Raw genomic sequence first — 24,228 nt, 5'->3', positions numbered from 1 at the left:
ATGAGTCCGCAGTGGACTCATCCCACATAAGAATATTATGGGATACTTCCCGTGAACGTGATTGTTATCGAATATGCTCCTGCGGGGTCGTCCGAATCGATATTTTGTCTGGCATAGAAATCGAAATTCTGATCCATGAGGTCGCTTGGGCCATAGGATAAGCTTCCACTTGCATCAATCCAAGTATCGCCACCAACTTTGCTGATTTGGAAAGGTGCCGTTGGAGAAGCCGAACCATTGTACATGAAACCACCATGTGACTCAGAGCCCGTAGCCGTAATGATCCAGTTTTCAGCGTTCGTGCTTACCGACCCATGTTGTACAAGACTCGTAGTGTAGCCGCCACGTGCCATGGTGTTCAAGCTAAAACCGGTGGGGGCGGTGACGGTAATATAAGGTGCCTCTGTAACTGTAAATCCGCTCGCTAAAGTGCCTGGACCCTCAGGCGTAGTTACCGTGATGTCTCTTGCGCCTGGGGTGGCATTACCAGCAATCGTTATATCAGCTCTTATATCGACAGAAGATAGCAACTGAAAACTATTAACTGTGATTCCAGCACCAAAGCTTACACTTGTGACGCCCTCAAAAGCTGTTCCCCCAATATTTACTACTGGCAGGTCAGCTCCTTGCATTCCGGAGACAATGTCCACGCTGGTGACGGTAGGTCCTAGAACATCCCCCGTGACGGTTGTTGTGTCAGCTGCAGATAGAGCTGCTGGCATTATCGTGGCAACAGTTAACATAAGGGCGATTGACAATCCCAGGATTCTTTGCTTCAAGATACTCTCCTTCCCAATTCTTTCTTCATCTAGATATCTAAACTAAGCTAATATCCGAATAAAGCAGCCCATGATCGACCGGCACCTTCCTCTGGTACCCATGGGCATAAACATGATTTACAACTAACTCTGTTTGGGCATTAAAAAACCAGCGTTTTTTGCTGGTTCGCATGTTTTTCGAAGTTAATCGGTTCGACCCTGGAAATGAGATACCGGATTGGTCAAGATTTGGGGCAATCATGAATCCGTTTTACCTGTTCCCATTAAAAGGTTTCGGAAAGTTACAAAAACGCGTAAATTATCTACCAAATAATGCGGTATGTCAATGAAATTAGTTGGGAAGATACGTTGTTTGGGAATAATACTTCAGACGTATTGGATACATCTCGCTCGGGAGAACCCTCCAGGAGGATTTCAGTTTATCAATCCCTCACGGAAATTCTTCCCAAATCTGTCTGTACAATCCAGATAGACTGGGATTCGCATCCGATATGAAACAATCCTCCTTTGAACAGCATAAGTCCCATAAGGCACCTGTAAATCGTTGAATAATCATTCAAAAAGTGCTATAACTCTAGCCAATTTAAGATTGAGGTGAACGTAAATACAATGTCCGACACCCGTCAAAAACCGGATTACAACCGCAGAGTGGTCATCACCGGCATCGGTATGGTAAGCCCTCTCGGTTTAGACACCGCCACCACCTGGGATGGTCTGGTTAACGGCAGAAACGGCATCGAAAATCTTACCCTTTTCGACGCCTCACCTTTAGAAACCCATTTTGGCGGTGAGTGCAAGGGTTTTGAACCGACCAACTATATCAACAAGAAAGACGTTCGGCGCATGGACCGCTTCGCCCAACTGGCCGTTGCCGCGGCTCGGATGGCTGTTGATGAATCGAAGATCGATGTCGCTGCCAAAGGCGATGAGATAGGGGTCATCGTTGGCTCCGGTATCGGCGGACTGACCACCCTGTTCGACCAGGCTCGCGTCTACATCGAGAAAGGTCCATCCAAGGTCAGCCCGTTCCTCATCCCGATGATGATCTCCGATATTGCTGCGGCACAGATCGCCATCTCGATGGGTCTAAAGGGACCCAACTTCTGCACAACGTCCGCTTGCTCCTCGGGCTCCGATGCCATCGGCACCGCTTACGAGAGCATCCGCGAAGGCCGCGCCGATACCATGCTGGCCGGCGGCAGCGAGAGCGGTATGAACCTGCTGGCTTTTGCCGCATTCAACGCCCTGAATGCCCTTTCGACGGCCAACGACGATCCTCAACATGCCTCACGCCCGTTCGATGCCGGGCGGACCGGTTTTGTCATGAGCGAGGGCGCCACTGTGGTTGTGCTTGAAGAACTCAATACCGCCCTTGCCCGTGGGGCGAACATCTACGCCGAGGTCATCGGCTACGGATCTTCCTGCGATGCCTTTCATATCGTCCAACCGATCGAGACCGGCGAAGGCGCCGCCCGGGCCATGAGGATGTCGATCAAACGGGCAGGCATCGAGTTCACCGAGATCGATTACATTAACGCCCACGGCACGTCGACTCAACTTAATGACAAAATGGAGACTACAGCCATCAAGCAGGTGCTGGGCGATCATGCCTATAAAGTCTCCATTTCCTCGACCAAATCGATGCTGGGACACCTGATTGGGGGTGCCGGTGCTATTGAGTGCGCCATCTGCGCCCTTACCATAAAAAATGGTATAATCCCGCCGACCATCAACTACATAACGCCCGACCCGGACTGCGACCTTGATTACACGCCCAATGTGGCTAAACATAAAAAAGTGCGAACAACCCTGTCGAACTCGTTCGGTTTCGGCGGCCATAACTCTGTGCTCATTCTACGTCAATACGAATAGGGGGTTGCTTTGCGCGGCGCCCGCTGGCAGGTAGCTTCAGCTGAGGTGCCGCCGGAGCTTGCCGGACATTACCCGGTGTTGATGGCGCGCATCATGGCCGGGCGGGGCATCAAGACTCTTGAAGCCGCTGAACTGTTTCTGGCTGGCGACGCCCGATTGTCGAACGACTGGAGGCTGCTGCCCGACATTCGACCCGCAATGGCGCGTATCTATCGGGCTATCCTTTCGGGAGAACGCATTGCCGTCTACGGCGATTTCGACACCGATGGAATCACGGCGACGGCACTCATGGTCACCGGGCTCAGATCCCTCGGCGCCGAGGCGATACCTTATATTCCGCATCGGCTGACCGAGGGTTACGGACTGAAAACCGATGCCCTGAAGAAACTGGCGGAAGAAGGGGTTTCGCTGGTTGTCAGCGTTGACTGCGGCATTACTGCCGTTACCGAAGTTAAGGAAGCCAAGCGGTTCGGGCTCGACGTCATCATCACCGACCATCATTTGCCTCTTGAAACCCTGCCTCCCGCGGTGGCTATGATTGATCCCAGGCGTGTTGATTCTGTATACCCTTTCCAGGATTTGGCCGGCGTAGGCGTCGCTTTCAAGGTAGTCGAGGCTCTCTTTGCCGGGATGGGCAGACCGTTGCCAAAGGAACATTTCCTCGAACTCGCGGCAATCGGCACTGTCGCCGACATCATGCCTCTCACCGGCGAGAACCGCTACCTGGTAAAAGAAGGCCTGAAACATCTTAATGATCATCCTTCTCCGGGGTTGCTGGAGATTATCAACATGGCACGTCTGCGGGCTGGTCAACTTGATGCCGAGAGCATATCCTGGCAAGTGGCGCCTCGATTGAATGCCGCCGGTCGGTTGGAACATGCCATAATGGGCTATGACCTCTTGATGGCAGCGACACCCGATAAAGCTAAAGATTTAGCTTTAATATTGGAAGATCGAAACCTAGAGCGCCAGAGGCTGACTGCCAAGTTCGTCGCTCGGGCGAGGGAACAGGTTTTATCCGGTCCGTTGGACCCATTGCTTTTGGTTGAAGACGCGGAATGCCCGCCGGGCATCCTCGGTTTGGTGGCGGGACGCCTGTCCGATGAATTTTATCGCCCGAGCATCGTCATTCGACGGGAAGATGGCATGGCCACCGCCAGTTGCCGCTCTATTCCCGGTTTCAACATCACGCAAGCCATTGACCAATGCGGTCATCTTCTGTGCCATTACGGCGGCCACGCCCAGGCGGCAGGGTTCAGCCTGAAAACAGAGGACTTGCCCAAATTGTCGTCTCTGATATCGGAAATTGCCGCCAAAGAAATTGCCTCAATCGATCTGCAACCTGTCTTAACGATCGACACAGAGGCGCGGTTCCACGAGATCGGCGGCAACTTGTTTCAGATTCTAAACCGTCTCGGCCCGTTCGGCGAAGCAAACCGGCCGCCGTTGTTCGTTTCAAGGTGTGTTACCGTACTCGACCACAGGACGATGGGGAATGCTCAGGAACATATAAAAATGCGTTTAACCCAGGGCGGATCGGTCTGGGAGGCGGTGGCATTCCGGCAAGCAGAAGAAATGAAAAAACTTCTCCCGGGACCGATTGATGTTGTATATAATCTGGAACTGGACAAGTTTAACGGGCGCGAAACCCTCAGGCTGAATATAGTCGACTTCGCAGCCGCAAGCTAACTTCAAAGGATCATTATGAACGACACGATAGCAATATTAGCAGCTTTGGCAGCCGGTTATCTTGTCGGCAGCGTCCCGCTGGCCTACCTTATGGGACGCTGGATCAAGCATCTGGACATCAGGCAGGTAGGCTCCAAAAACATGGGCACGATGAATACCTTTTATGAGGTCGGATTCCTGCCTGGGCTTCTGGTAATGACTTTCGATATTGGCAAGGGAGCGGTCGCCGTAGCGATCGCGCGTGCCCTGGATGCTCCTCAGGTTATTGAATTGCTTGCCGGAATGGTGGCAGTGATTGGGCATGTCCTGCCGGTATGGTTGAAATTCAAAGGCGGCAAGGGCGGGGCGACCTGTATCGGCGTGCTTGCATTCCTGATGCCCTGGGGCATCCCGATATACGCCGCCGCGTTCGGGCTTTTTCTTTTAATCACCAAGTTCCCGACCTTTAGCTACAGCGCCGCCTTCGTTGTTTTTCCATTGGTAGGTTGGTTCATATATCATTCTTGGGCATTTGTGATCTACCCGGCCATGTTGCTGGCGATTCCCGGTTTCCAGTACCTGGTCAGAGTCAAGCAGATCGGTCAAAAATCGACAAGCTTAAAAGACGCTGTTTTCCGTAAGAGCCTCCGGGACAGGCGCTGACAGAGCCTATTGGCCTGAAGACCTCTTTTTCCCTGGTCCGTAATAGCTGGGATAAAGCTTTTCAAGACATTCCGGGCATATGCCGTGGGTGAACTCAGCCTCAGAGTGGGTGCTGATATATTTTTCGACGGAACTCCAATAACCGTTGTCGTCACGGATATTTTTACAATTAGCGCAAATGGGGAGCAGACCGGTTAAAGTCTTAACTTGAGCCAATGCCTCCCTCAATTCTCCTTCAACCCTGCGCCTCTCGACGATGTCTTTCTCCAGAGCCAGGTTAGATTTTGTGAGGTCAATGGTCCTTGCCTGAACGCGATCTTCCAACGTGTGCTGGTATTCGAGAAGGCGTTTCTTGCCAACATCGTACGCATTTATGAGGAAGACTTCAGCCAGCCCGACAAGGCCGATGATGATCATTTCAAGAAACAGGTTCGGGTGCCAGTTGGCCGAAAGATAAACCACCGAATACGGGATGGTGATGGCTCCCATAATTCCCCAGAAAAACAGTCCGAGGGAGAAGCCGAAGCGCCATGTGGCAATGGCAATGGCGGATAGGTAGAGTACTTGCTGAAGAGCAAACAGGGTCAGCTGGAACTCGTCGACGGAGAGGGCGGCGCCGCCGCGCACGAAATCGGCGTAGATTGTGACTACGAAAAGTACGCCAAGGAGCAGAATAAGCCAAAATTCCCGCTTGCGATAAAGTTTCACAGGGACTCCTGCCCGGATATAGGCTAGCATTTAATCACACCGTAGGTGCTAAGTAAAATAATAATGACAGTGGTTAACGAGGTAGTCAGCGGGGTTGCTGAACAGTAACTAGTTGAGTACGAAGTTAACTTGAAGATAATTAAATTATACCAGTGAAGATATACCTAATCAACTTCATCCAAGGACCGATTTATCGCCAGCAACCCCCTCAATAGGACCTGTGCCGCCCGTTTATCCAACGGCTCATTGTTATTGCCGCATTTGGGAGATTGAATACAGGCAGGACAGCCAGAATCACAGGGACATTCTTCGACCGCTCTCAGCGTAGCCTCCCAAAGTTGGATTATAATCTCGTAGCCTTTTTCAGAGATACCGACGCCGCCGGCGTGGGCGTCATAGATGAAGATGGTCGCCGAGCCGGTATCGGGATGCAGCGGCGTGGACAGACCGCCGATATCGTTCCGGTCACACAGGGCGTAAAGAGGCAAGATCCCGATGGCTGCATGCTCGACAGCGTGTAGCCCGCCGGCCAGGTCGAGGTCACCGGCTATTTTCTGGGTCAGGCTTTCCGGGACTTCAAACCACAGGGCGACGGTTTCAAATTTCTGCGGCGGCAAGGACAGCGGTTCTTCGCCCAGCACCTCTTCTGTGAACTGGGCCTTGCGCTTGAAGCCGATCACCGTTATCGTCACCTCGACCTCGCCAAGATGCACTGGGACGCCCCGGACGAAGACTGATCGCAAAGTTTTCTTGATCTCAAGCTCGGTAATATCCTTTGTTTCGGTGTAATAGGTGCTGTCGGTGAGCTCGGCGGTGGCGATGCGGGTGTCCAGGTCTAGAGACCGTATGAAATAGCTCTCGCCCTGGTGAAGATAGATCGCCCCGGGATAGAGCTGGAACATGGCGGTAGACGAATCCAGAACCTCCAAAAGGGCCCCAGTCGCGCCGTCGATGACGTTGTATTCGCTGCCGGACATGCCCCTGATGCTGACCTCCTGGGCCGGGTAGGTCAGATTGGCCGAAAGGAAGTAATGCCCTTTTCTTTCTTTAAGCAAGCCTCGGCAGATGAGGTCGGCCAACCTTTCGCCGAATGACAGGCCGAAGTACTGCTCGTCGGCAATCGAAAGCGGCGCCTCCCAGGCGGCGCACAGGAGATGGACACCGGCAATATACTTATTCTCCGGGTTTACCAGCGCCGCATCGCCTGAACCGTGGAAGAAAAAGTCCGGGTGGTGCATGAAATACTGGTCCAGGGGATCGTTACGGGCGATGAGCATCGAAAGAGATTTGCGTCGCCGCCTGCCCGACCTGCCCGCCTGCTGCCAGACGCTTGCCGTCGAACCGGGATACCCTGTTAAAACAGTCGCATCCAGCGATCCGATATCCACGCCGAGTTCGAAAGCAGAGGTGGCAACAGCCCCATCTAAGTGACCTCCGAACAGCTCTTTTTCTATCCGTCGGCGGTCTTCGGGCAGATATCCAGCTCTATAAGGCTTGATCCGATCGACCTTGTCAGGCGCCAGTTTGGAAAGCCGTTCCCTGGCATGGACGAAGATCACCTCAGCCAGCCGCCGGGTGCGGGCAAAAACCAGGGTGCGGATATCGTGGGCGATAAGCTCCGCAAATAGCGATGTCGCTTCCGCCGAGGCGCTCCGCCTGGTAGATTTGGCTGGATCGATAAGCGGAGGGTTCCAGAAGATGAAGTCCTTGCCGCCATAGGGGGAGCCGTCCCGGTCGACGACAGTAAATTCCAGACCCGTGAGCAGTTGGGCGAACTCCCGCGGGTTGCCGATGGTGGCCGAGGCCAGGATGAACTGAGGTTTGGAACCGTACCGGCTGCAAATCCTTCGCAGGCGGCGGAGCACCAATCCCAGGTGAGAGCCGAAAACCCCCCGGTAGTAATGAGCTTCGTCGATGACGACATACTTCAGATTGGCAAAGAACCGGCGCCAGTTTTCGTGGTTGGGTAGGATACCCACGTGAAGCATATCTGGGTTAGACAGGATGAGACGCGCATCGCGCCTGATGGCAGCCCGGTTGGGACCGGAGGTGTCCCCGTCGAAGGTATCGAAATCGCCACGGTTTATGACATAGGATGAAAACAGCTCTTTGATGTGTTTCTTCTGGTCCTGCGCCAGGGCTTTGGTCGGCGCGAGGTACAGGGCAGTGGCCTTGGGATCGGTGAGCATAAACTCGAATATCGGGATATAGAAGGCCAGGCTCTTGCCGGATGCCGCCGGCGTGGCGATGAAGACGTTCTTACCCCTCGCCGCCGTGTTTACCGCCTCCGCCTGGTGGCTGTAGAGCGGCCAGAGATGGTTCTCTTTTAGACAAGTTTCCAACCGAGGATCAAGAGCCTTTTCGACGTCGCCGAAGACGGCATCGCGGGGAGGAATGGGCTCCAGGTGGGCAATCTGGCCCACCATTTCGGAGGTTGCCCGGAGATAGTCGACGAACTCGGAAACGTCCACGTCAGTAATCGATGATCTCGATATTGGATTCGACCAATTCGAGGTCGTAGGTGGTGGCGAACGCCAGCGCCTTGTTCAGCACCTCGTTGGTGTGTTTTTTATCGTTGGAGATGCAGGCGACGCCGATAACCGCCGACTGCCACAGGTCATGGTCCTCGACTTCCGCCGCGGAGACGTTGAAGCGGTTGTGAAGCTGGGCGACCAGCGATTTGACCACCATCCGCTTTTCCTTGAGCGAGTGGCTCTCCGGGAGCCTGAGGCTGAACTGTAAAACTCCGATATTCATACAACACCTTCAATTAAAGGTTACTCTAATCTATAAACCGGGGCGAGTCAAAGCAAATTCCGTTCGTTCATGGATCCGACAAGCTCACCACGAACGGACTTCTTGGGGATAATTATCCCTTGGTTACCCCCATCCCCCTTGACCAGATGACAGGCGAGAACCTTCCGTACATATTCTTTTCGCACAAAGACAGGCTAGAGAGGGCTTCTCTATAAGTGTGACTGAGATTGCTTCACCATGGGTTAGGATTGGATTCCAAATTTCACAGAAATGATAATAATTGGCGAAGGAACAAGGCCAATGACCTATTGGGCTGCCCAACATGACCGATGGCGTTTAGTTATTGAGCATCTCCGTTGCAAGGCTCAAGTCTACAACTTATAATGGGACGGTTGGCACGCGGAAGCGTGCTTATAATTTAGCTTTATTAAGCTTTTCAGAGACAACTTTTCCCGGCTTGAAGCGTTCTAAGACTAAAGGAATAGGTAATTCACATAAAGTATCCACGATTTTCTGGTAAGATATAAGGCTCGTTAACATCATCTGACAGGGGTAGAAAAAATTGGCTAAAAAACACCATCGTCAACACCAGGAACACCCATCGGTCGGGATCTCAAAACTAGCGCAATCCCGGTTGGCCAAACAAAAACAGAGGAAGAAAGTTACCCTCTGGGCCAGCATCGGTGTCGTCGCCCTTGTGGCGATCATACTCCTGACCGGCTTCGTTACCCAACAACTGATTCCGGTGATACTTCCTCTTAACAAGACGGTCTTAACCGTCAACGGCGTGCAATACAACGCCAAATATATCTCCAGACTAGTCAATTATTTCACCGGCGGCGATCCTACCTATGCCTACCTCTACATTGATTACGCCATTGAGACGGCCAAGCAGGACCAATTGATCAAAGAAGCAGCCGCCAAACTGGGGATCACCGTCAGCGACGACGAGGTCAAGGCGTACCTGGCCGATGCTAAATTAAAAGACAATCAGACTACCCGCGACATCGCCTACGGTTCGCTTCTCTACCAGAAGCTGGTCGATCAGAAGTTCAAGCGCGAGATCGGCTCATCCGGGCCGCAGCGGCAGAGTTATGTGATGCTCCTGGAGAGCGCCGCCCAGGCCGATGCCGTCATTGCGCGGCTCAAGGCCGGCGAGAGTTTTGCCGCCATCACCGCCGAACTGTCCCTTGATTCGACCACTGTCACCGACAAGGGCGACCTAGGCTACCATCCCAAGGGGATTATCGACGGGCTTCTAACCGCCACTGGGCTCGACGACAAGATCTTTGCCGGCGCGGTTAACGACACTTCCTACTTCTACGACGATACCAAGAGCAAGCAGCTCGGCTACTGGATAATCAAGGTCACCGAAAAGAGCACCTCAAACGGCGTCACCACCGCCAAGGTGTCAGGCATCCTGCTGCCTACCGTGGAGAAAGCCCAGGAGGTCCTACAAAAGCTGGCGGAAGGCGGTGATTTCGCCACCCTAGCCAAGGACAATTCCCAGGATTCTACTACTAAGGATAACGGCGGCGTCCTGGCGACACTGACACAGGGGACATCGACCGGGGCTTACGTGGACTGGGTCTTCAACGAGAACACCCAGGTGGGAGCGGTCAGCGACCCGATCCAGACCAAAGACGCGGCCACCACCGGGGCGTACTGGCTGTACCAGATCGTTTCGGAGCAGCCTAACCGCGATTTCACGTCCGACGACCAGACGACGCTGGTCAACAAGGCTTTTTCAGATTGGGCTAAAGCCCTGGCCGACGATCCGGCCAACAAGATCGACCTGGTGACCTTGACCGAGGCCCAGCGCGACCTGATCGCCTCGCAATCCGAGAAATCATAAGGACAACGAAGTGAAGAAAGACAGCATCGGCATCGGGCTTATAGGGATCGGCGTCATCGGCGGGGCGGTAGCGCGCGTCCTCAAGGATCGTTCGGCCAAACTGGCGGAACTGGCCGGGGCTCCGGTCGTCCTCCGGAAGATCAAGATAGCCCCCGTCGACCTGACCCGGCCGATCATCAAGGAATTTTCCGCCGAGCTTTTCACCACCGACGAAGCTGAGTTTTTCGGTAACCCGGATATCGATATTGTCGTCGAGGCTATCGGTGGCGAATTCCCGGCCCTCCGCTACCTGGAAAAGGCGCTCGTGGCCGGCAAGCACGTCGTTTCCTCTAACAAAGAAGTGATTTCCAAGCACGCCGCCGAACTGTTGGCCCTGGCCCGGAAGAACAACGTCGGACTGCGTTTCGAGGCGTCCGTCGGCGGCGGCATCCCCTTGTTGGAACCATTCCAATACGATTTATCCGTCAATGAGATAAAAGGCATTTTCGCCATCATCAACGGCACCACCAACTACATCCTGACGCGGATGGCACAGGAGGGCATCGAGTTCGCCGAAGCCTTGAAACAAGCCCAGGCACTGGGCTACGCCGAGGCCAATCCGAAGAACGACATCGAGGGTAACGACGCCGTTTACAAACTGGCCATACTTTCAATGCTGGCGTTCGACACGGAGGTCAAGCCGGAGGACATTTACCGCGAAGGCATCACCAAGCTCCAGGGGCGGGACTTCCAGTACGCCAAGGAACTGGGCTTCGTCATCAAGCTGCTGGCCATCGCCAAGGAATCCGATGGTCAGATAGAACTTCGGGTCCACCCGGTATTTTTGCCGGACGACAACTTCCTGGCCAACATCGATGGGGTGTTCAACGCGGTGCTGACCACCGGCGATCTGGTGGGCGACGTCATTTTCTCCGGGCAAGGGGCTGGCCCCGCGCCGACGTCATCGGCTGTCGTCGCCGACGTACTGGCCGCGGCGCAAGACGTGGCTTCGTGTGTCGGCAACCGGATGCGGTGGAGGCTGGACGGGGGCAAGAAGCTCATGCCGATGTCCGAGGTTGTGACCCGGTATTATTTCCGGCTGAACGTGGCCGACAAACCGGGTGTGCTGGCGCACATCGCCGGCATTTTCGGCGACAACAAGATCAGCATTGCCTCCGTGCTGCAGAAAGAGGTTGATGAAGTCACCGAGAGCGCCGAAGTAGTGATTATGACCCACCCCGCCAAAGAATCGGCGGTGCGGCGGGCGGTAGAGTCCCTCAAAGGACTTGAGAGCATTAAAGCGGTGCATAATTTTATTCGCGTTGGCATTTGAGTAAAAATCCAATCGCATACGAGTATGATCTCGGCAAACGAAGCATGGAGATTCTTCGCTACGCTCAGAAAGACAGGTAGGGGAATATGAAAAGCGGGGTCCTCTCTCACTATCGGCAATATCTTCCGGTTACGGATAAGACTCCGCTTTTGACACTCGGCGAGGGCGAAACTCCGCTGGTCAGATCGCCAAGGCTTGAAAAAGAGCTTGGCGTCGGCGAGTTGTATTTCAAACTGGAGAGTTGCAACCCGACCGGGTCATTTAAAGATCGGGGCATGGTGGTGGCGGTGGCCAAGGCGCTGGAATCCGGCTACAAAGCTGTGGCCTGTGCTTCCACCGGGAATACATCGGCCTCCTCTTCAGCCTATGCGGCCGCCGCCGACATCGAGTCAATCATCGTCATACCCAAAGGTAAAATCGCGCTTGGCAAGCTGGCGCAAGCCATCGTCTATGGGGCTAAGATAATAATGGTAGACGGCAATTTCGATGACGCATTGAGATTGGTGCGTGAACTAACCGAGAAACAACCGGTCGCCCTGGTGAACTCGGTCAACCCGAACCGGATCCAGGGGCAGAAGACGGCCGCCTTCGAGGTCTGCGATGTGCTCGGGAAAGCGCCCGATTTGCTGTTTTTGCCCGTCGGGAACGCCGGCAACATTACCGCGTACTGGAAAGGCTTCAAGGAATACCGCGCACAGGGTATCATAAGCTCGGTACCAAGGATGATGGGATTTCAGGCAGCCGGGGCTGCGCCGATAGTTCTTGGACACCCTGTCGAGAAACCGGAAACTATTGCCACCGCCATCCGCATCGGCAACCCGGCATCGTGGAAACAAGCCGAGGCAGCAAGGGACGAATCTCACGGCAATATCGATTCGGTTGCCGATCAAGAAATTTTAGAAGCCTATCACATCATGGCTGAAAAAGGCGGCATTTTCGGCGAACCGGCTTCAGCCGCTTCGCTGGCCGGGCTGATCAAGATGAGCCGGATGGGTTTCGATTTCAGCAGCAGAACGGCGGTGTGTGTCGTCACCGGCAGCGGCCTCAAGGATGCGGATACGGCCATCAAAGGCTTCTCGGGCAAATTCATCGAGATCCCCGCCGAATTACGGGCTCTGGAAAAAGCACTCGGTTTCTAGCGGCGTACGGATTCCCAAAAAATCGAACTCCAAACATCGGACCAAGAAGTCCCGGTGTTATAATAAGGTCATCTTTCCCAGCCGTTATACAGGAGCGTTCAGATGAAAGAGGTCTCCGAGAGCACCGGGGCATTTTATCAGCATTACCCCAGGACGGCAGTCATAATTTGCGCCTACCATGACGGCAAAATGGACGCGATGACCTGCACCTGGCATTGCCCGCTTTCTTCCAAACCACCGCTCTTCGGGATACTCCTGTCACCTAAAAGATTCACTTATCAACTTATCATCGACAGCGGAGAATTTTCAGTAAATTTCATGTCCGCTGAATCGGTCGGACTACTGTCCGCCGTGGGAGGAACAAAGGGAGAGACAACCGATAAATTCGCCGCGTTCAAAATTTCCCGCGATATTCCCCTGAAAACGAATTCGCCGGTTCTGGCCGACGCCTACGCTGCCTATGAATGCAGACTGACCGAAGACCGGCAATACGGCGATCATCAACTGTTGGTTGGAGAGGTGGTGGCGGTGCATTTGGCAGTTGAAGCCTTTACCGAAGACGGTTCCCTCAACGCCAGAGCGGTAACGCCGGCCTTTTATCTTGGAAATGACAAGTACATCACCAAGCAAAAACCGACAGTTGAAAAAATCGAAAGAATTAGAAGCTGATTGGAAAATATATGATCGACGAAAAGACCATAAAAACTGCTGTCGAGAATATTCTGAAAGCAATTGGCGACGATCCTCTACGCGAAGGACTCATCGACACGCCTCAACGGGTGGCGCAGATGTACGCTGAGATTTTCGGTGGGATGAACCAAAACCCGGTGGATGAACTCAAGGTTGGATATGAACTAGGGCATCGGGAAATGGTGATACTAAGAGATATCCCATTTTATTCGATGTGCGAGCACCACCTTCTGCCATTTTCCGGCGTGGCGCACGTCGCTTACGTACCGGGTGTGGACGGAAGAGTCGTCGGGATATCTAAGCTAGCCAGGGTGGTGGATATTATCGCGCGGCGCCCCCAGATCCAGGAACGCATGGCTACCGAAATTGCCGATGCCATTATGGACGGACTCAAACCCGATGGGGTGGGAGTGGTCATCGAGGCTGAACACATGTGCATGACCATGCGGGGGATCAAAAAACCGGGCGCCAAGGTGGTTACTAGCGCCTTGCGGGGTATCTTCTCCAAACGGGCGGCGACCCGGGCAGAATTCATGTCCCTGATCCAGAAATAGAATAGGACCATTTCATTGAGAATTTTGAGGATCGTGATCATGACGGCGGCGGTAACGGTAACTATCGTGGGCTGCGCCGGGAGCTCTTCTGAAACGAGTCCGAACCAGACCATCCGCAAGATAAGCGTGTCTGATGCTAGTGCCTTGATCCATGACAACGCCGGAAAGGTTGATTTTTTTGTACTGGACGTCCGTACGCCCTCGGAATTCAACCAGGGACACCTGGCCGGTGCTATCAATATTGACTACAACGCAGGGAATTTCCAGAGCGAAGTCGGGAACCTGGACCGGAACAAGCGCTACCTAGTCTATTGCCGGACTTTACATCGGTCGGGCCTGGCGACGGACATCATGAAAGACCTCGGTTTTACCGAGGCATACGATATGGACGGCGGCACCGAGGCTTGGCTGGCGGCGGGTTACCCGGTGGTATAAAATTCCCGTCACAATCAGGCGCTCGAATTTTGGAGCGGATCTAGAAAACGGGGACGACTTCGAACTCGTTTTGAAGCGGCATTTTCTTTTCCAGGTCCCAATCGAAAAGAAGCACCGCCGAACCTGAACCGGTATGACTGAGCAACCGCTTGCCACCCACTGAGACCACACTCGGGGCATCCTCGAAATTTAGCTCGGCCTCGACGCCGGTGCGGTTGCAGACCCAGACAGGGATGCCGTTCTCCAGCGAGCGTTTTTCCCAACAGTCTCCCGGCGGGCACGGCCTTTCCCCCCAGTTGGCGCCGGAGATCAGGAGTTCGGCACCCTTGGCCGCCAGTTCTCTGGCGATGGAAGGCCGCCAGGCATCGGCACAGATGAGCACGCCGATCTTGAATTGAGGCAGTTCGATAATTTCGGCGCTATCGCTGACCCCTGACCACGACTCCAGGGTGTGGGAGGGGTGAATGTTGATCTTCCGGTGCTTGCCGGTGTATCGCTTGTCCCCCGTCAGGGCGAACATGGTGTTGTACAGTTGCCCGGTCCCGGTGTCGCGCTCGGCAGTGGCGAGTAGAAGAGTCACGCCAAGTTCGTAGGCCAGGGCGTTCATGCGATCGAGCCAGGCTCTCGATTCAGGACCAACCCAATCGGTACCGATGTGATCGCGGAAATGATAGCCGCTCTCGACAAGCTCGGGGGTGACAATGAATCGGGCACCCCTGACGGCGGCCAAACGCACTGCCCTCTCGATGAGCGAGCGGTTGGCATCCAACTCGCCGGGGCGGGGGTCAAGATGCAGCATTGCCACTTTAAAAATAGCCATGGTTTCCGATGTAACCTCGATGCGTTGAGAATACGATGGGGAGATAAGGAACGGGCGGGCTTTGTGACCCGCCCTTTAGATAAAATCTACTCGGGTTTAGCTAACTGATAACCGGCCCCGATTCGGGTGAGCAGGAGCTTCGGGTCGCTGGGATTTTCTTCGATCTTTTCCCGGAGATGGCGGACATACACCTTCAGGCTCTCGGCCGCGCCGGGGTATTCCTCACCCCAGAGCGCCTTAGCCAGGACGGCGTGAGATACCGGATGGCCGACATGACGCATGAGCTGACCGAGCACGATGCCCTCGGTGCGAGTAAGGTTGATCTTTTTACCCTTGAGGGTTAGATCACGGATCGAGGGACCAAGTGTCATAGTTCCAACGGCAAGAGGCAATTCCTCGGAGACGGCTTCCTGGCGACGCAGGACCGCTTTAACACGAGCAAGGAGTTCCATCTGGCGGAAAGGTTTGATGATGTACTCGTCGGCGCCTAGTTCCAGGCCGCGGACAATATCTGTCTCATCGCCCCGAGCAGTGAGGATGATCACCGGCACGTGGCTGAAACGCCGGATTTCTTTTAATACATTATAACCGTTAGTATCGGGCAATCCGAGGTCCAATATAACCAGATCGGGATTGTGTTTTTCAATCAGTGTTAAGCCCTCCTGACCGGAATCGGTCGAGAGGAAGGTAGCCTGGGGCCACCTGATCTTGAAGGTCAGGGTTATTGCCTCGATGATCTCTGCGTCATCTTCGATGAGGACTACGGTCAGCTCAGGTTTGTTAACCATCTCTCTCCACTTTCATCGCCAGTGGCAGCGTGAAGTAAAATGTGCTGCCTCGGCCTTTTTCGCTTTCGAACCAGATGTCTCCGCCCTGAAGGGTAACCAGCATCTTACATAAAGTGAGCCCGATGCCCATGCCGTCGTTCGGATCAATCTCATCTTCAACCCGGTAGTACGGCTTGAAGATATGAGCCTGCTCCTCAGGCGACATGCCGCGCCCAGTATCGGCGACGCTTAATTGAAGCATTTTACCACTAACGGTTGCGCCAATGGTAATCTGCCCGCCGCGTTGCGTGAACTTGGCCGCATTGTTGAGTAGGTTGAGCAGAACCTGGCGCAGCCGATCCTCATCTGCGGTGACCAATGGAATGTCATCATCGATTTCGAGTTCCAATGACTGTTGTTTGCGGTCGAACTGGGGCGAGACCTCCGCCGCAAGGTCGAGAAGCAAGGGTGAGATGTTGAGCGGTTGAACCCGAACTTTTAGGACACCCATTTCGCCGCGGGCGTAGTCTAACAGATCGTTGATGCGCCGCTCCAGGTTCATCGCGCCGCGGTAAATGTTTCCGGCTAAACGCAATTCGGTTTCACCCTGGGAGATTTCCAACAAAGCTTCACCCGAGGCGATGAGCGGGGTCAGCGGAGTCTTTAGTTCATGAACCAGGGCACGTGTAAAATCAACTCTTTTACCGATTTCGGTCTCGAGGTCCTGGCGTAGTTTTTTCTCGCGGTTATAGGCCTCGGTAAGTGATTTTGATTCTGCCTTACGGGCTGAAATATCGCGGGCGATGGAAAGCATTACTGTTTTTTCACCCAGTTTGAAGACGTGGGAACTGATCTCGATAGGGATGTAAGCACCGTCGCGCGTGCGATACGCCGATTCAAAAGTACGGTGTTTTTCAGCGATAACTTTACCGATGGTAACCGACATCTCATCTGGCGACATGGGAGAAATATCGGTCAGGAGCATTCCCGGCATATCGCCGAGGCGGTAGCCCAAACGGCGGGCGGCGATCTCATTGGCCTCGATCAAAACGGGAGCTCCACCGGGTATCAATTCCCAGAGAAAAATGGCGTCGCCGGCGTTGTGGAAGAGCATGCGAAATTTGCGTTCGCTCTGACGTAACGCTTCTTGCTCCTCTGATCCACAGGGGGTTTCATTCTGAACGATCATATGACCCGTTTGGGTTTTGGCGGAAGTTTTCGATTCGTCGTGTTTATCAACCATACCAATTACATTATACTATACGAACGAGATTCCGGACATAATCACTTCACCAGAGAAACTAATAGATTCAGATGACAATTGAAGACTTGAATATTACTGCCCAAGAAATTCCCGAAGATTTGCTTCGTTGCCGCTGCCCAGACTGCAGCACTTCAAAACAGCGAGCATGCAACAGCAACAGACTGAAAGAGCTTATGGGAAACATGTTCGATGAAGAACCGGAGGATAAGTTCCAAGGACTTTACTGTCGCAAGGCAGCTGGAGCGCCGGCCGTGGATGATACTACGGTGGGTGTCGAATGCCTTTGCAGCGAATGTGAGCTAGCTCAAGGCAACGGGCGGAATTTCTGTAAACTTATGTCGCACTCGGGATAAGATTCCGGAAAATGGTAACCGTCCTATTCCAGTTTTTTGAAGAATATCACAAGATCATCATCCCGGTCATAAAAATCCGGGATGCGCACGATCTCTTTGAAACCGCATTTCATGTGGAACCGGCGCGTTTTTTCGTACAGTGGTGTCGAAGAAGTCTCCAGGGTTATCTGCCAGCCACCCAATCCCTTAATAGCTTCCTCAGCTCTGTACATCAGTTCCCGCCCAATGCCCCTGCCCTGCTCAGTCGGGTTCACAGCCGCCCAGTAGATCTCCCAGTTGCCCTTCGATAACGGGGTATTGCCATAAGTGACGTACCCCACAGGGCAACCATCTTTGACGGCGACGATTGTGTAATAGCCTGACTCGTGGGACTCGTCAAGGGAATCGTCGAGAACTTCCTCAGCCACAGGCAACTCGTCCGGGGCGAACTCCGGTATCCACTTCAAGAACTCAGTGATGGCCGGGCGGTCGGCGGCAATAAGATCACGGTAGGCGATCATGCTTTCTCCAAAGCAAATTCGATGATGCGAGACACCATGCCCTTATATGATAGGCCTGATTTCTTTGCCTGACGAACTGTACCGGCGTCTGGTGAAAGATCCGGATTGGCGTTGACTTCCATGACCACCGGATGTCCCTCGGGATCAAGCCTCATGTCGACTCTGGCATAGCCTCGGCAGCCGATGGATTTAAAAGCCGCCAATGCGGTTGACCTTAGATCGGCCGCGAGTTCCGGCGTAACTTCAGCCGGGCATTTAACGTTGGTGTTTTGGAAATAGGAACTCTCCGGCTCCCACTTGGCTGCGAAGGTTAAAATCTTGGGTAGGCCCGCGGGGAGAGTGTAGATAATTTCCGATAATGGCAAAACTTCCGGAGTTGAATTGCCGAAAACGGTGACATTGAACTCACGCCCCGGAAGAAACTCTTCCACCAGGGCGGGCGCGCCGTCGTAACGATCGACGGTGGCTTTTACCTCCTGGAAAAGTGCGCCGGTATCAAACACGACGCTGTTTTCAGAAAGACCGTGTGAAGCATCGTCGGCTCGCGGTTTTACGATGCAAGGGAATTTCAAACGAAAACCGGAGACGGTTTCAGTGTTGAGCAATTGTTGGGCGGCAGTGCGAATACCATGACGGCTCAACTCCCGTGCTGTGGCCGCTTTATCTAGAGCTAATAAAAGTGCTAATGACGGCGATCCGGTGAACGGTAGTTCCAATTCCTCAAGGCAATCGGCAACCTCGGCCTCAGTCCGTGGTAGGCCGGCGAAACCTTCAAAGAGATTGAAAACGCAATCCGCGTTAACCGACGAGAGTGTTTTTCTGACGCTCGATAGCGGCGGTACCAAAGGAAATTCGACGAGATTGTACCCCAATGCTCGGATGGAGCGCCGGACAGCTTTTACTGCTTCAAGAACTCCCGATTCGGCTTTGGATTCGCCACGGGCATCGTAGAGGGAGGGGATGGGAGCATTATAGATAAGCGCTATTTGCATAAGGAAGGGTATCTGGAAAGTGCGTTCTCGAGAATTGTGACAATCAACCTGGAATGGCTCCACCCCATGCTGGTGGTGATAATAAAGAGATCACTATCCAGTGAGAGGCCGGGCAGGGGGTTGACCTCAAGGAAGTAAGGCGTGCCATCGGCGGCGATGCGGAAATCCATTCGGGTGAAATCCCGGCAGCCAAGGGTGGTGAATACAGTCAACGCCTGCGATTTGATGCGATCGATGATGGACTCCGGAAGCTGCGCTGGAAACTCATAGTCGACCAGCTTTTTGTAGTCCCGTTTAACCTCAAGAGAATAGATGAAAGGGCCCTTTTTCTGACGGAGTATAATGCGCATGGGCAAAACCAGAGGCTGCGGACCGTTTGCCGTGACATTGCCGATGATTCCGCAGGTGACCTCGTCGCCGTCGATAAATTCTTCAACAATGACAGGTTGACCGTAACCCTCGTAAAGCTGCCGCACATGGGCAATCACCTCATTGGGGTTGGCGGCTGTCGAGGTCAGGCGGATGCCCTTGCTTGAACCTTCGAACGCCGGTTTAACGAAGGCAGGAAAACGGAAATCATGCCAGTCCGCACGGCGGGCTTCTTCCGGTTTATTGAAGAAACGCCACTGCGGCGTCGTGACTCCTGCCAGTTGAACGATCTGCTTGGTCAGCGGCTTGTCTAGGGCGATCGCAAGGGTCTGCGGATCGGCTCCTGAATATGGAATGCCCAGCATTTCCAGCACGGAAGGTACCTGGGCCTCTCGGGAACGATAGGCACCCCGGCCCTCAGAGATGTTGAAGACGAAATCAACCGGATTGGTCAGAACATTGTCTAAAAACTCGCGACCGCCGCCGAGTTTGACCGGCCGGTGACCGGCTTCCTCGATAGCGGCGGCGAGGAGATTGACAGTATCGGCTGAATCGTATTCTTCTAAAGCATCAACTGGGGCGGCGGGCACAGCGGTAACGGATTGTTTAAGGTCGTACGCCAGCCCTATTTTCATTCTTTACCTCAGTTACTGTCCAATCAAGCGAAAGTTGGGGCACAGGTGGAGAAACCGGGCGGGGCTTGCGGGGAGCGGGCGCCGGCTTGGGATTGACGAAGTGGCTGATGTGTCCCTCATAGTTCCGGACAACCAACTCGCTGTCAGTGCGGGTCAAAACATAGTTTGGGCTAATCGGGATCTTGCCCCGGCCATCCGGCAGGTCTATTACATAGTTCGGGATGGCAAGGCCGGAGGTGTGTCCACGCATGCCTTCGATGATGCGCAAACCGACCTCGACGGGCGTCCACATATGCTCCGTGCCCTGAACCTGATCGCACTGGAAGAGGTAGTAGGGACGTACCTTGGCTTTTAACAGACCGTGGCACAATTTTAGCTGTGTTTCCACGGTATCGTTAATGCCATGCAGCAGGACACTCTGGTTATTAACCTGGACACCAGCCCGGAGTAAGCGATCACAGGCAGCGGCGGCTTCCGGGGTTATCTCATTTACGTGGTTGAAGTGGGTATTGAGCCAGATGGGTCCGTATTTGGAAAGCATGTCGCAGAGCTCAGCATCGATACGCTGCGGCAGAACGACGGGGAACCGGGTGCCGATGCGGATGATCTCGACGTGCTTGATCTGACGTAACGCAATCAGGACCTTCTCGAGTTGGTGGGTCGAAAGGGTCAGCGGGTCGCCTCCGGAGATGATGACATCCCTGATCTGAGTGTTCTTCCGGATATAGTCCAGCATGCGTTCGACTTGTTCAGGGGTGTGGATCCAGCCACCGTGCTGCCATTCCCGCTTGCGGGTGCAGTGGCGGCAGAGCATGGCGCAGATATCGGTCAACACCATCAGGACACGGTCGGGGTAGCGGTGGACCAGACCGGGAACTACAGAATCCCGTTCTTCAGCCAGGGGGTCTTCGTTGCCGATGCCGCCGGCCATTTCCAGCGTTGATGGGACAGCCTGGAGTCGAATGGGGTCATTGGGATTGGAAAGATCCATCAAGGAGAGATAATAAGGCGTGATGGCTAACGGATAACGGGCGGTTACCAGTTTGAGACGGGTTTTTTCCTTGACGGACAGGGGAATAAATCGGATGAGGTCTTCTATTGAGGTGATGCGGTTCTTGAAATGCCAGTGCCAGTCATTCCACTGGATATCGCTGACATCGGGGTAAAACTTGAGGCGAAAAACTTGTGACGAAGTAAGGGGAGGTTCGTCAGCTTCGTGCGAACACGAGGGGGGATCAGCCGGATCTTCGGTTATTAGAGTTTCTTCTTTCACTTGATGCTCCTAGAAATATGAATGTATTCATTGTAGCAAACCTGTATGTGACGTCAAGGATTCTCTAGCTTTGAGCCAGCTATGATAAAAAATATTTTTAATGTTAATCAAATGGAACCTAGTCAATGAAACGCTGAAAAACCTTGAAAATCCGGGAAACCGAGCGCGAGGGCACACCGTTCGAAATAATTGGGGCATCTTCGTCGCGGCTTGATCTACTCAATCCAGGAAGCATGAACAAAGTGACGGCACCGCGCAATATTCCCGAGAGCAGAAACAGGGTCAAGAAGGATTGCCCCGATATTTCCGGGAGTCTGGTGGCGATGACGCCTCCGATAGCGGCTCCGACGCACATCGCCGTACCAGAAAGGAAATTATACACAGCTATCGCCCGGGTTCGGCGTTCCGGCGCGGCGGATTCGTACAGCAGGTTGGTACTGGATAAGTTAAAGCCGCTCCAGACAAACCCGGAGAAAACCTGGATGACGATGAGGTAGATCAGGTTATGACTCACCAGCCAAACTACCGGTACGAGAGGAATCATCAGCGCTGTCAGCCGAACAACTTTCAGGTGACCTGATTTGTCGGCACGGCGACCCCAATAGCCCATAAAAAGGAAGTTGGCGACACTCGCGGATGCTGTGACAATGACAAAAGCGCCGTAACCGAATCCCAATTCTGTGAGCATGTATACGGCGAAAAACGGCGAGGCAACGTAGGTGGCGAACATCATAGCACCGACGAACAGACTGAGCCGGCCTGCGTTGGTGGCGGGCAAAGTTTTAAGCTCCTGCATGGGGTGCCACGGATCGGGACAACGCCGCATCGGGGGCTCGTACATCTTGGAAAGAAAATATGCTGAGGCCAATCGGAAGATGACTGCGCTGCCAAACAGCGTACCGAATCCAAGCATAACCTGTTTTGATGACAATTGAAGGATAAGCCCACCTATGAAAAAACATGAGAGCAGAGTGGCGCCGCCGATCCTGTTACGGAACCCGAAGTAGCGTCCGCGCATACCGGCAGGAACGAGGTCAGCCATCATGCTGCCCCAAGCGGGGTTGCCCAAGGCGCCGAAAACGCTCCCGGCGGTGAATAGGGCGATAAGCCACCAGACAGCCATATTGTGGAAAAGCTGAGGCATGATGAATATCGGCAGCCAAAGAACGGCCTGAATAATGACCATGGGCACGAGAAGGCTTTTTCTGCTGCGAAGCCGTTCCGAAATCCAGGGAGACCCCAGTTGCGACAGCGCTAAAGCCAGGTTGGGCAGGCTGGCAAGCAAACCCACCTGGGCCGTCGAAGCCTTGAGAGCCAAAGCGAACGGCGACATGAAATCCTGGGTCAAACCCATCATGGCGTTGAACGCAGCGCCATCGAAGACTGAAAGTCTGAGGCTTTTATTTACAGTGGGATTGGTGGTGAAACTTCTCATATCAACTCAACAGGTAGAGCACCAAACTACCGCATAACAGGGCAACTGGAGTGACCAGCAAGCCAAGTTTCAGGAATGAACCAGCGGTGACGTTGAGACCTCTGCGCCGGAGGATCAGCAGCCACAGCATCGAGGACAGCGATCCGAGGACGGCAATGTTAGGCCCAAGGGCAGCACCGATGATGGCCTGATACGGCAAACCGGGATTGGCCGCGACGGCATCCGGGATGCCCGACAGGGTGGTGACGGAAACCATCATCATCGGCCAGTTGTTCATCAAGTTAGAACCGGCGGCAGTACCGATGGATGTGGCCAGGGCGCCTGGCAATTGCCCGTGATTAAGCAGACCGGTGAATAATTCGCCGATGTATTGCGTGACACCGCTATTCTCGAGGCCCTGGACTAACACCGCCAATCCAGCGACAAACGGCAAGATGGACCAGCTAACCGATCGGAAAATCTGAGTTAATTTGATCCTGCGGATTGATGTTATGGCTAAAAGAGCAAGGGCGCCGGCTAACACGGGTACCGACAAAGGCCAGCCATTAAAAGAAAAGATAATATACCCGACAGCGATTAGAGCCAGAATCAAAATTACATGCCGGTCCAGATTTCTTGAAACCGCCCTGGTCGGGAGGGTGGCCAGAGTGAATGACGCCGGGATTTCTTTCCGGAATAGGTAAAGGAATACACCCACAGTCACGCCGATTACTGCCAGGCTAGGCAACAACAGATGGGCCAAGTAATCGCCGAGGCGAAGGTGAAAGGCATCAACAGCCAAAAGGTTGACCGGATTCGCCACCGGCAACAGGAAAGATGCTGCATTGGCAATAAAAGCGCAGGCAAAGACATAAGGCAACGGATCAATTCTAAGCCGCCTGACGAGAAGAAACACGACCGGAGTCAGCATTAAAGCGGTGGCATCATTGGATAACAAGGTGGTTATGACCACACCGATGCCGAAGACTATCAAAAGGAGCCGCCGGCCGCTGCCGCGAGACAGCACCACGGCTTTTTCGGTGATTGCCTCGAACAGGCCAGATGATTCCGCGATGGCGGCAACGATCATGAGCCCGAGGAAAAACCCTAATACATTTAGATTGATTTCCAGAGCGTTTATGGCTTCGCCGACCGATAGGCCGCCTACGGCTATCATGGCGACGGCGCCGAGTGACGCTGTCAATGCTTCGGACAGGCGCCGAGGACGCCAAATGATTCCGGCGATGGTCAGAGCGAATACGGCTAAACTGGAGATCATTCAGCGGTCGGCAGCGGGGCATGAGGAGACCCGGGTCTTCTCAATAGCAGAGTGTGGTGCTATGGCGTCTGCGGCTAGCGCGCATGGGGCAGTTCGGGGGGGAAACATCCGGGGCTGCGGACCACGGTAA

General features: G+C 53.9%; 22 protein-coding genes. 9 read left to right on the top strand and 13 right to left on the bottom strand.

The genetic code is table 11. The features are described 5' to 3' along the window. Positions 1-35: 35 nt before the first annotated feature. Positions 36-779, bottom strand: coding sequence for a hypothetical protein (locus HX448_RS05430; protein ID WP_102330259.1), 744 nt, complete (start codon positions 777-779; stop codon positions 36-38). A gap of 609 nt (positions 780-1,388) precedes the next feature. On the opposite strand from HX448_RS05430, the gene fabF reads away from it, so the two are divergent. The 3 genes from fabF to HX448_RS05415 are packed head-to-tail and all read left to right on the top strand — an operon-like array spanning position 1,389 to position 4,982. Continuing rightward, a complete protein-coding gene (fabF, locus tag HX448_RS05425) occupies positions 1,389-2,651 on the top strand; it encodes a beta-ketoacyl-ACP synthase II (RefSeq protein ID WP_102330260.1) in 1,263 nt (420 codons plus the stop codon). A 9-nt stretch (positions 2,652-2,660) separates the two neighbouring features. Beyond that, entirely contained in the window at positions 2,661-4,340 is a 1,680-nt protein-coding gene (recJ, locus tag HX448_RS05420; RefSeq protein WP_102330261.1) for a single-stranded-DNA-specific exonuclease RecJ, read from the top strand. A gap of 15 nt (positions 4,341-4,355) precedes the next feature. Continuing rightward, positions 4,356-4,982: a glycerol-3-phosphate acyltransferase gene (locus tag HX448_RS05415; RefSeq protein ID WP_102330262.1), complete on the top strand. Its 627-nt coding sequence runs from the start codon at positions 4,356-4,358 to the stop codon at positions 4,980-4,982. Positions 4,983-4,988: 6 nt separating this feature from the next. On the opposite strand, the gene HX448_RS05410 is transcribed toward HX448_RS05415, so the two are convergent. The 3 genes from HX448_RS05410 to HX448_RS05400 all read right to left on the bottom strand — a co-directional run bounded on the left by HX448_RS05410 (position 4,989) and on the right by HX448_RS05400 (position 8,447). Then, complete coding sequence (locus tag HX448_RS05410; RefSeq protein ID WP_102330263.1) at positions 4,989-5,690, bottom strand: hypothetical protein; 702 nt, start codon at positions 5,688-5,690, stop codon at positions 4,989-4,991. A 164-nt stretch (positions 5,691-5,854) separates the two neighbouring features. Next, positions 5,855-8,161, bottom strand: coding sequence for a DEAD/DEAH box helicase (locus tag HX448_RS05405; RefSeq protein WP_102330264.1), 2,307 nt, complete (start codon positions 8,159-8,161; stop codon positions 5,855-5,857). 1 nt (position 8,162) lies between these two features. Then, positions 8,163-8,447 (bottom strand): DUF503 domain-containing protein, encoded by a 285-nt coding sequence (locus HX448_RS05400; protein WP_102330265.1) that lies wholly within the window; start codon positions 8,445-8,447, stop codon positions 8,163-8,165. Positions 8,448-9,009: 562 nt separating this feature from the next. Here HX448_RS05400 and HX448_RS05395 point away from each other — a divergent pair. The 6 genes from HX448_RS05395 to HX448_RS05370 all read left to right on the top strand — a co-directional run bounded on the left by HX448_RS05395 (position 9,010) and on the right by HX448_RS05370 (position 14,432). Next, entirely contained in the window at positions 9,010-10,302 is a 1,293-nt protein-coding gene (locus tag HX448_RS05395) for a peptidylprolyl isomerase (protein WP_102330266.1), read from the top strand. Between the two features lie 10 nt (positions 10,303-10,312). Beyond that, complete coding sequence (locus HX448_RS05390; protein WP_102330267.1) at positions 10,313-11,614, top strand: homoserine dehydrogenase; 1,302 nt, start codon at positions 10,313-10,315, stop codon at positions 11,612-11,614. 86 nt (positions 11,615-11,700) lie between these two features. Next, positions 11,701-12,753, top strand: coding sequence for a threonine synthase (gene thrC, locus HX448_RS05385; RefSeq protein WP_102330268.1), 1,053 nt, complete (start codon positions 11,701-11,703; stop codon positions 12,751-12,753). Positions 12,754-12,855: 102 nt separating this feature from the next. Then, on the top strand, positions 12,856-13,422 hold the full coding sequence (locus HX448_RS05380) for a flavin reductase family protein (RefSeq protein WP_102330269.1): 567 nt from the start codon (positions 12,856-12,858) through the stop codon (positions 13,420-13,422). A gap of 11 nt (positions 13,423-13,433) precedes the next feature. After that, complete coding sequence (gene folE, locus HX448_RS05375) at positions 13,434-13,997, top strand: GTP cyclohydrolase I FolE (protein ID WP_102330270.1); 564 nt, start codon at positions 13,434-13,436, stop codon at positions 13,995-13,997. Positions 13,998-14,036: 39 nt separating this feature from the next. Beyond that, a complete protein-coding gene (locus tag HX448_RS05370) occupies positions 14,037-14,432 on the top strand; it encodes a rhodanese-like domain-containing protein (protein WP_102330271.1) in 396 nt (131 codons plus the stop codon). 40 nt (positions 14,433-14,472) lie between these two features. Here HX448_RS05370 and HX448_RS05365 read toward each other — a convergent pair whose 3' ends face one another. From HX448_RS05365 to HX448_RS05325, 9 genes are all read right to left on the bottom strand, one after another. Beyond that, the gene (locus HX448_RS05365; RefSeq protein ID WP_102330272.1) at positions 14,473-15,252 is read right to left on the bottom strand and encodes a carbon-nitrogen hydrolase family protein; all 780 of its coding nucleotides are present in this window, start codon (positions 15,250-15,252) and stop codon (positions 14,473-14,475) included. 86 nt (positions 15,253-15,338) lie between these two features. Then, complete coding sequence (locus tag HX448_RS05360; RefSeq protein WP_102330273.1) at positions 15,339-16,040, bottom strand: response regulator transcription factor; 702 nt, start codon at positions 16,038-16,040, stop codon at positions 15,339-15,341. Then, positions 16,033-17,262, bottom strand: a complete 1,230-nt coding sequence (locus HX448_RS05355) for a PAS domain-containing sensor histidine kinase (protein WP_102330274.1) — start codon at positions 17,260-17,262, stop codon at positions 16,033-16,035. Before HX448_RS05355 ends, HX448_RS05360 begins: the two co-directional genes overlap by 8 nt. A 397-nt stretch (positions 17,263-17,659) precedes the next feature. Beyond that, positions 17,660-18,136, bottom strand: coding sequence for a GNAT family N-acetyltransferase (locus HX448_RS05350; protein ID WP_102330275.1), 477 nt, complete (start codon positions 18,134-18,136; stop codon positions 17,660-17,662). Next, positions 18,133-19,128, bottom strand: coding sequence for a D-alanine--D-alanine ligase family protein (locus HX448_RS05345; RefSeq protein ID WP_102330276.1), 996 nt, complete (start codon positions 19,126-19,128; stop codon positions 18,133-18,135). The genes HX448_RS05350 and HX448_RS05345 overlap by 4 nt, the downstream gene beginning before the upstream one ends. Continuing rightward, complete coding sequence (locus tag HX448_RS05340) at positions 19,119-20,132, bottom strand: D-alanine--D-alanine ligase family protein (protein WP_102330277.1); 1,014 nt, start codon at positions 20,130-20,132, stop codon at positions 19,119-19,121. The genes HX448_RS05345 and HX448_RS05340 overlap by 10 nt, the downstream gene beginning before the upstream one ends. Continuing rightward, the gene (locus HX448_RS05335; protein ID WP_102330278.1) at positions 20,104-21,405 is read right to left on the bottom strand and encodes a KamA family radical SAM protein; all 1,302 of its coding nucleotides are present in this window, start codon (positions 21,403-21,405) and stop codon (positions 20,104-20,106) included. The genes HX448_RS05340 and HX448_RS05335 overlap by 29 nt, the downstream gene beginning before the upstream one ends. A 118-nt stretch (positions 21,406-21,523) precedes the next feature. Next, positions 21,524-22,840, bottom strand: a complete 1,317-nt coding sequence (locus HX448_RS05330) for an MFS transporter (protein ID WP_102330279.1) — start codon at positions 22,838-22,840, stop codon at positions 21,524-21,526. A 1-nt stretch (position 22,841) separates the two neighbouring features. Next, entirely contained in the window at positions 22,842-24,098 is a 1,257-nt protein-coding gene (locus tag HX448_RS05325) for an ArsB/NhaD family transporter (RefSeq protein WP_102330280.1), read from the bottom strand. Positions 24,099-24,228: the final 130 nt, after the last annotated feature.

It is taken from the genome of Dehalogenimonas etheniformans, from assembly GCF_014672715.2.
GTDB classification, from domain to species: Bacteria; Chloroflexota; Dehalococcoidia; order Dehalococcoidales; family Dehalococcoidaceae; genus Dehalogenimonas; species Dehalogenimonas etheniformans.
This window is presented reverse-complemented; position numbering and strand designations above follow the sequence as displayed.

Bases quoted from the DNA above. Each gene is read 5' to 3' on its own strand.
- HX448_RS05360 (WP_102330273.1), bottom strand. From the start codon at position 16,040: ATGGTTAACAAACCTGAGCTGACCGTAGTCCTCATCGAAGATGACGCA.
- HX448_RS05380 (WP_102330269.1), top strand. From the start codon at position 12,856: ATGAAAGAGGTCTCCGAGAGCACCGGGGCATTTTATCAGCATTACCCC.
- HX448_RS05330 (WP_102330279.1), bottom strand. From the start codon at position 22,840: ATGAGAAGTTTCACCACCAATCCCACTGTAAATAAAAGCCTCAGACTT.
- HX448_RS05325 (WP_102330280.1), bottom strand. From the start codon at position 24,098: ATGATCTCCAGTTTAGCCGTATTCGCTCTGACCATCGCCGGAATCATT.
- HX448_RS05355 (WP_102330274.1), bottom strand. From the start codon at position 17,262: ATGGTTGATAAACACGACGAATCGAAAACTTCCGCCAAAACCCAAACG.
- HX448_RS05350 (WP_102330275.1), bottom strand. From the start codon at position 18,136: ATGATCGCCTACCGTGATCTTATTGCCGCCGACCGCCCGGCCATCACT.
- HX448_RS05370 (WP_102330271.1), top strand. From the start codon at position 14,037: ATGACGGCGGCGGTAACGGTAACTATCGTGGGCTGCGCCGGGAGCTCT.
- HX448_RS05415 (WP_102330262.1), top strand. From the start codon at position 4,356: ATGAACGACACGATAGCAATATTAGCAGCTTTGGCAGCCGGTTATCTT.
- HX448_RS05365 (WP_102330272.1), bottom strand. From the start codon at position 15,252: ATGGCTATTTTTAAAGTGGCAATGCTGCATCTTGACCCCCGCCCCGGC.
- folE (WP_102330270.1), top strand. From the start codon at position 13,434: ATGATCGACGAAAAGACCATAAAAACTGCTGTCGAGAATATTCTGAAA.
- fabF (WP_102330260.1), top strand. From the start codon at position 1,389: ATGTCCGACACCCGTCAAAAACCGGATTACAACCGCAGAGTGGTCATC.
- HX448_RS05340 (WP_102330277.1), bottom strand. From the start codon at position 20,132: ATGAAAATAGGGCTGGCGTACGACCTTAAACAATCCGTTACCGCTGTG.
- HX448_RS05345 (WP_102330276.1), bottom strand. From the start codon at position 19,128: ATGCAAATAGCGCTTATCTATAATGCTCCCATCCCCTCCCTCTACGAT.
- thrC (WP_102330268.1), top strand. From the start codon at position 11,701: ATGAAAAGCGGGGTCCTCTCTCACTATCGGCAATATCTTCCGGTTACG.
- HX448_RS05400 (WP_102330265.1), bottom strand. From the start codon at position 8,447: ATGAATATCGGAGTTTTACAGTTCAGCCTCAGGCTCCCGGAGAGCCAC.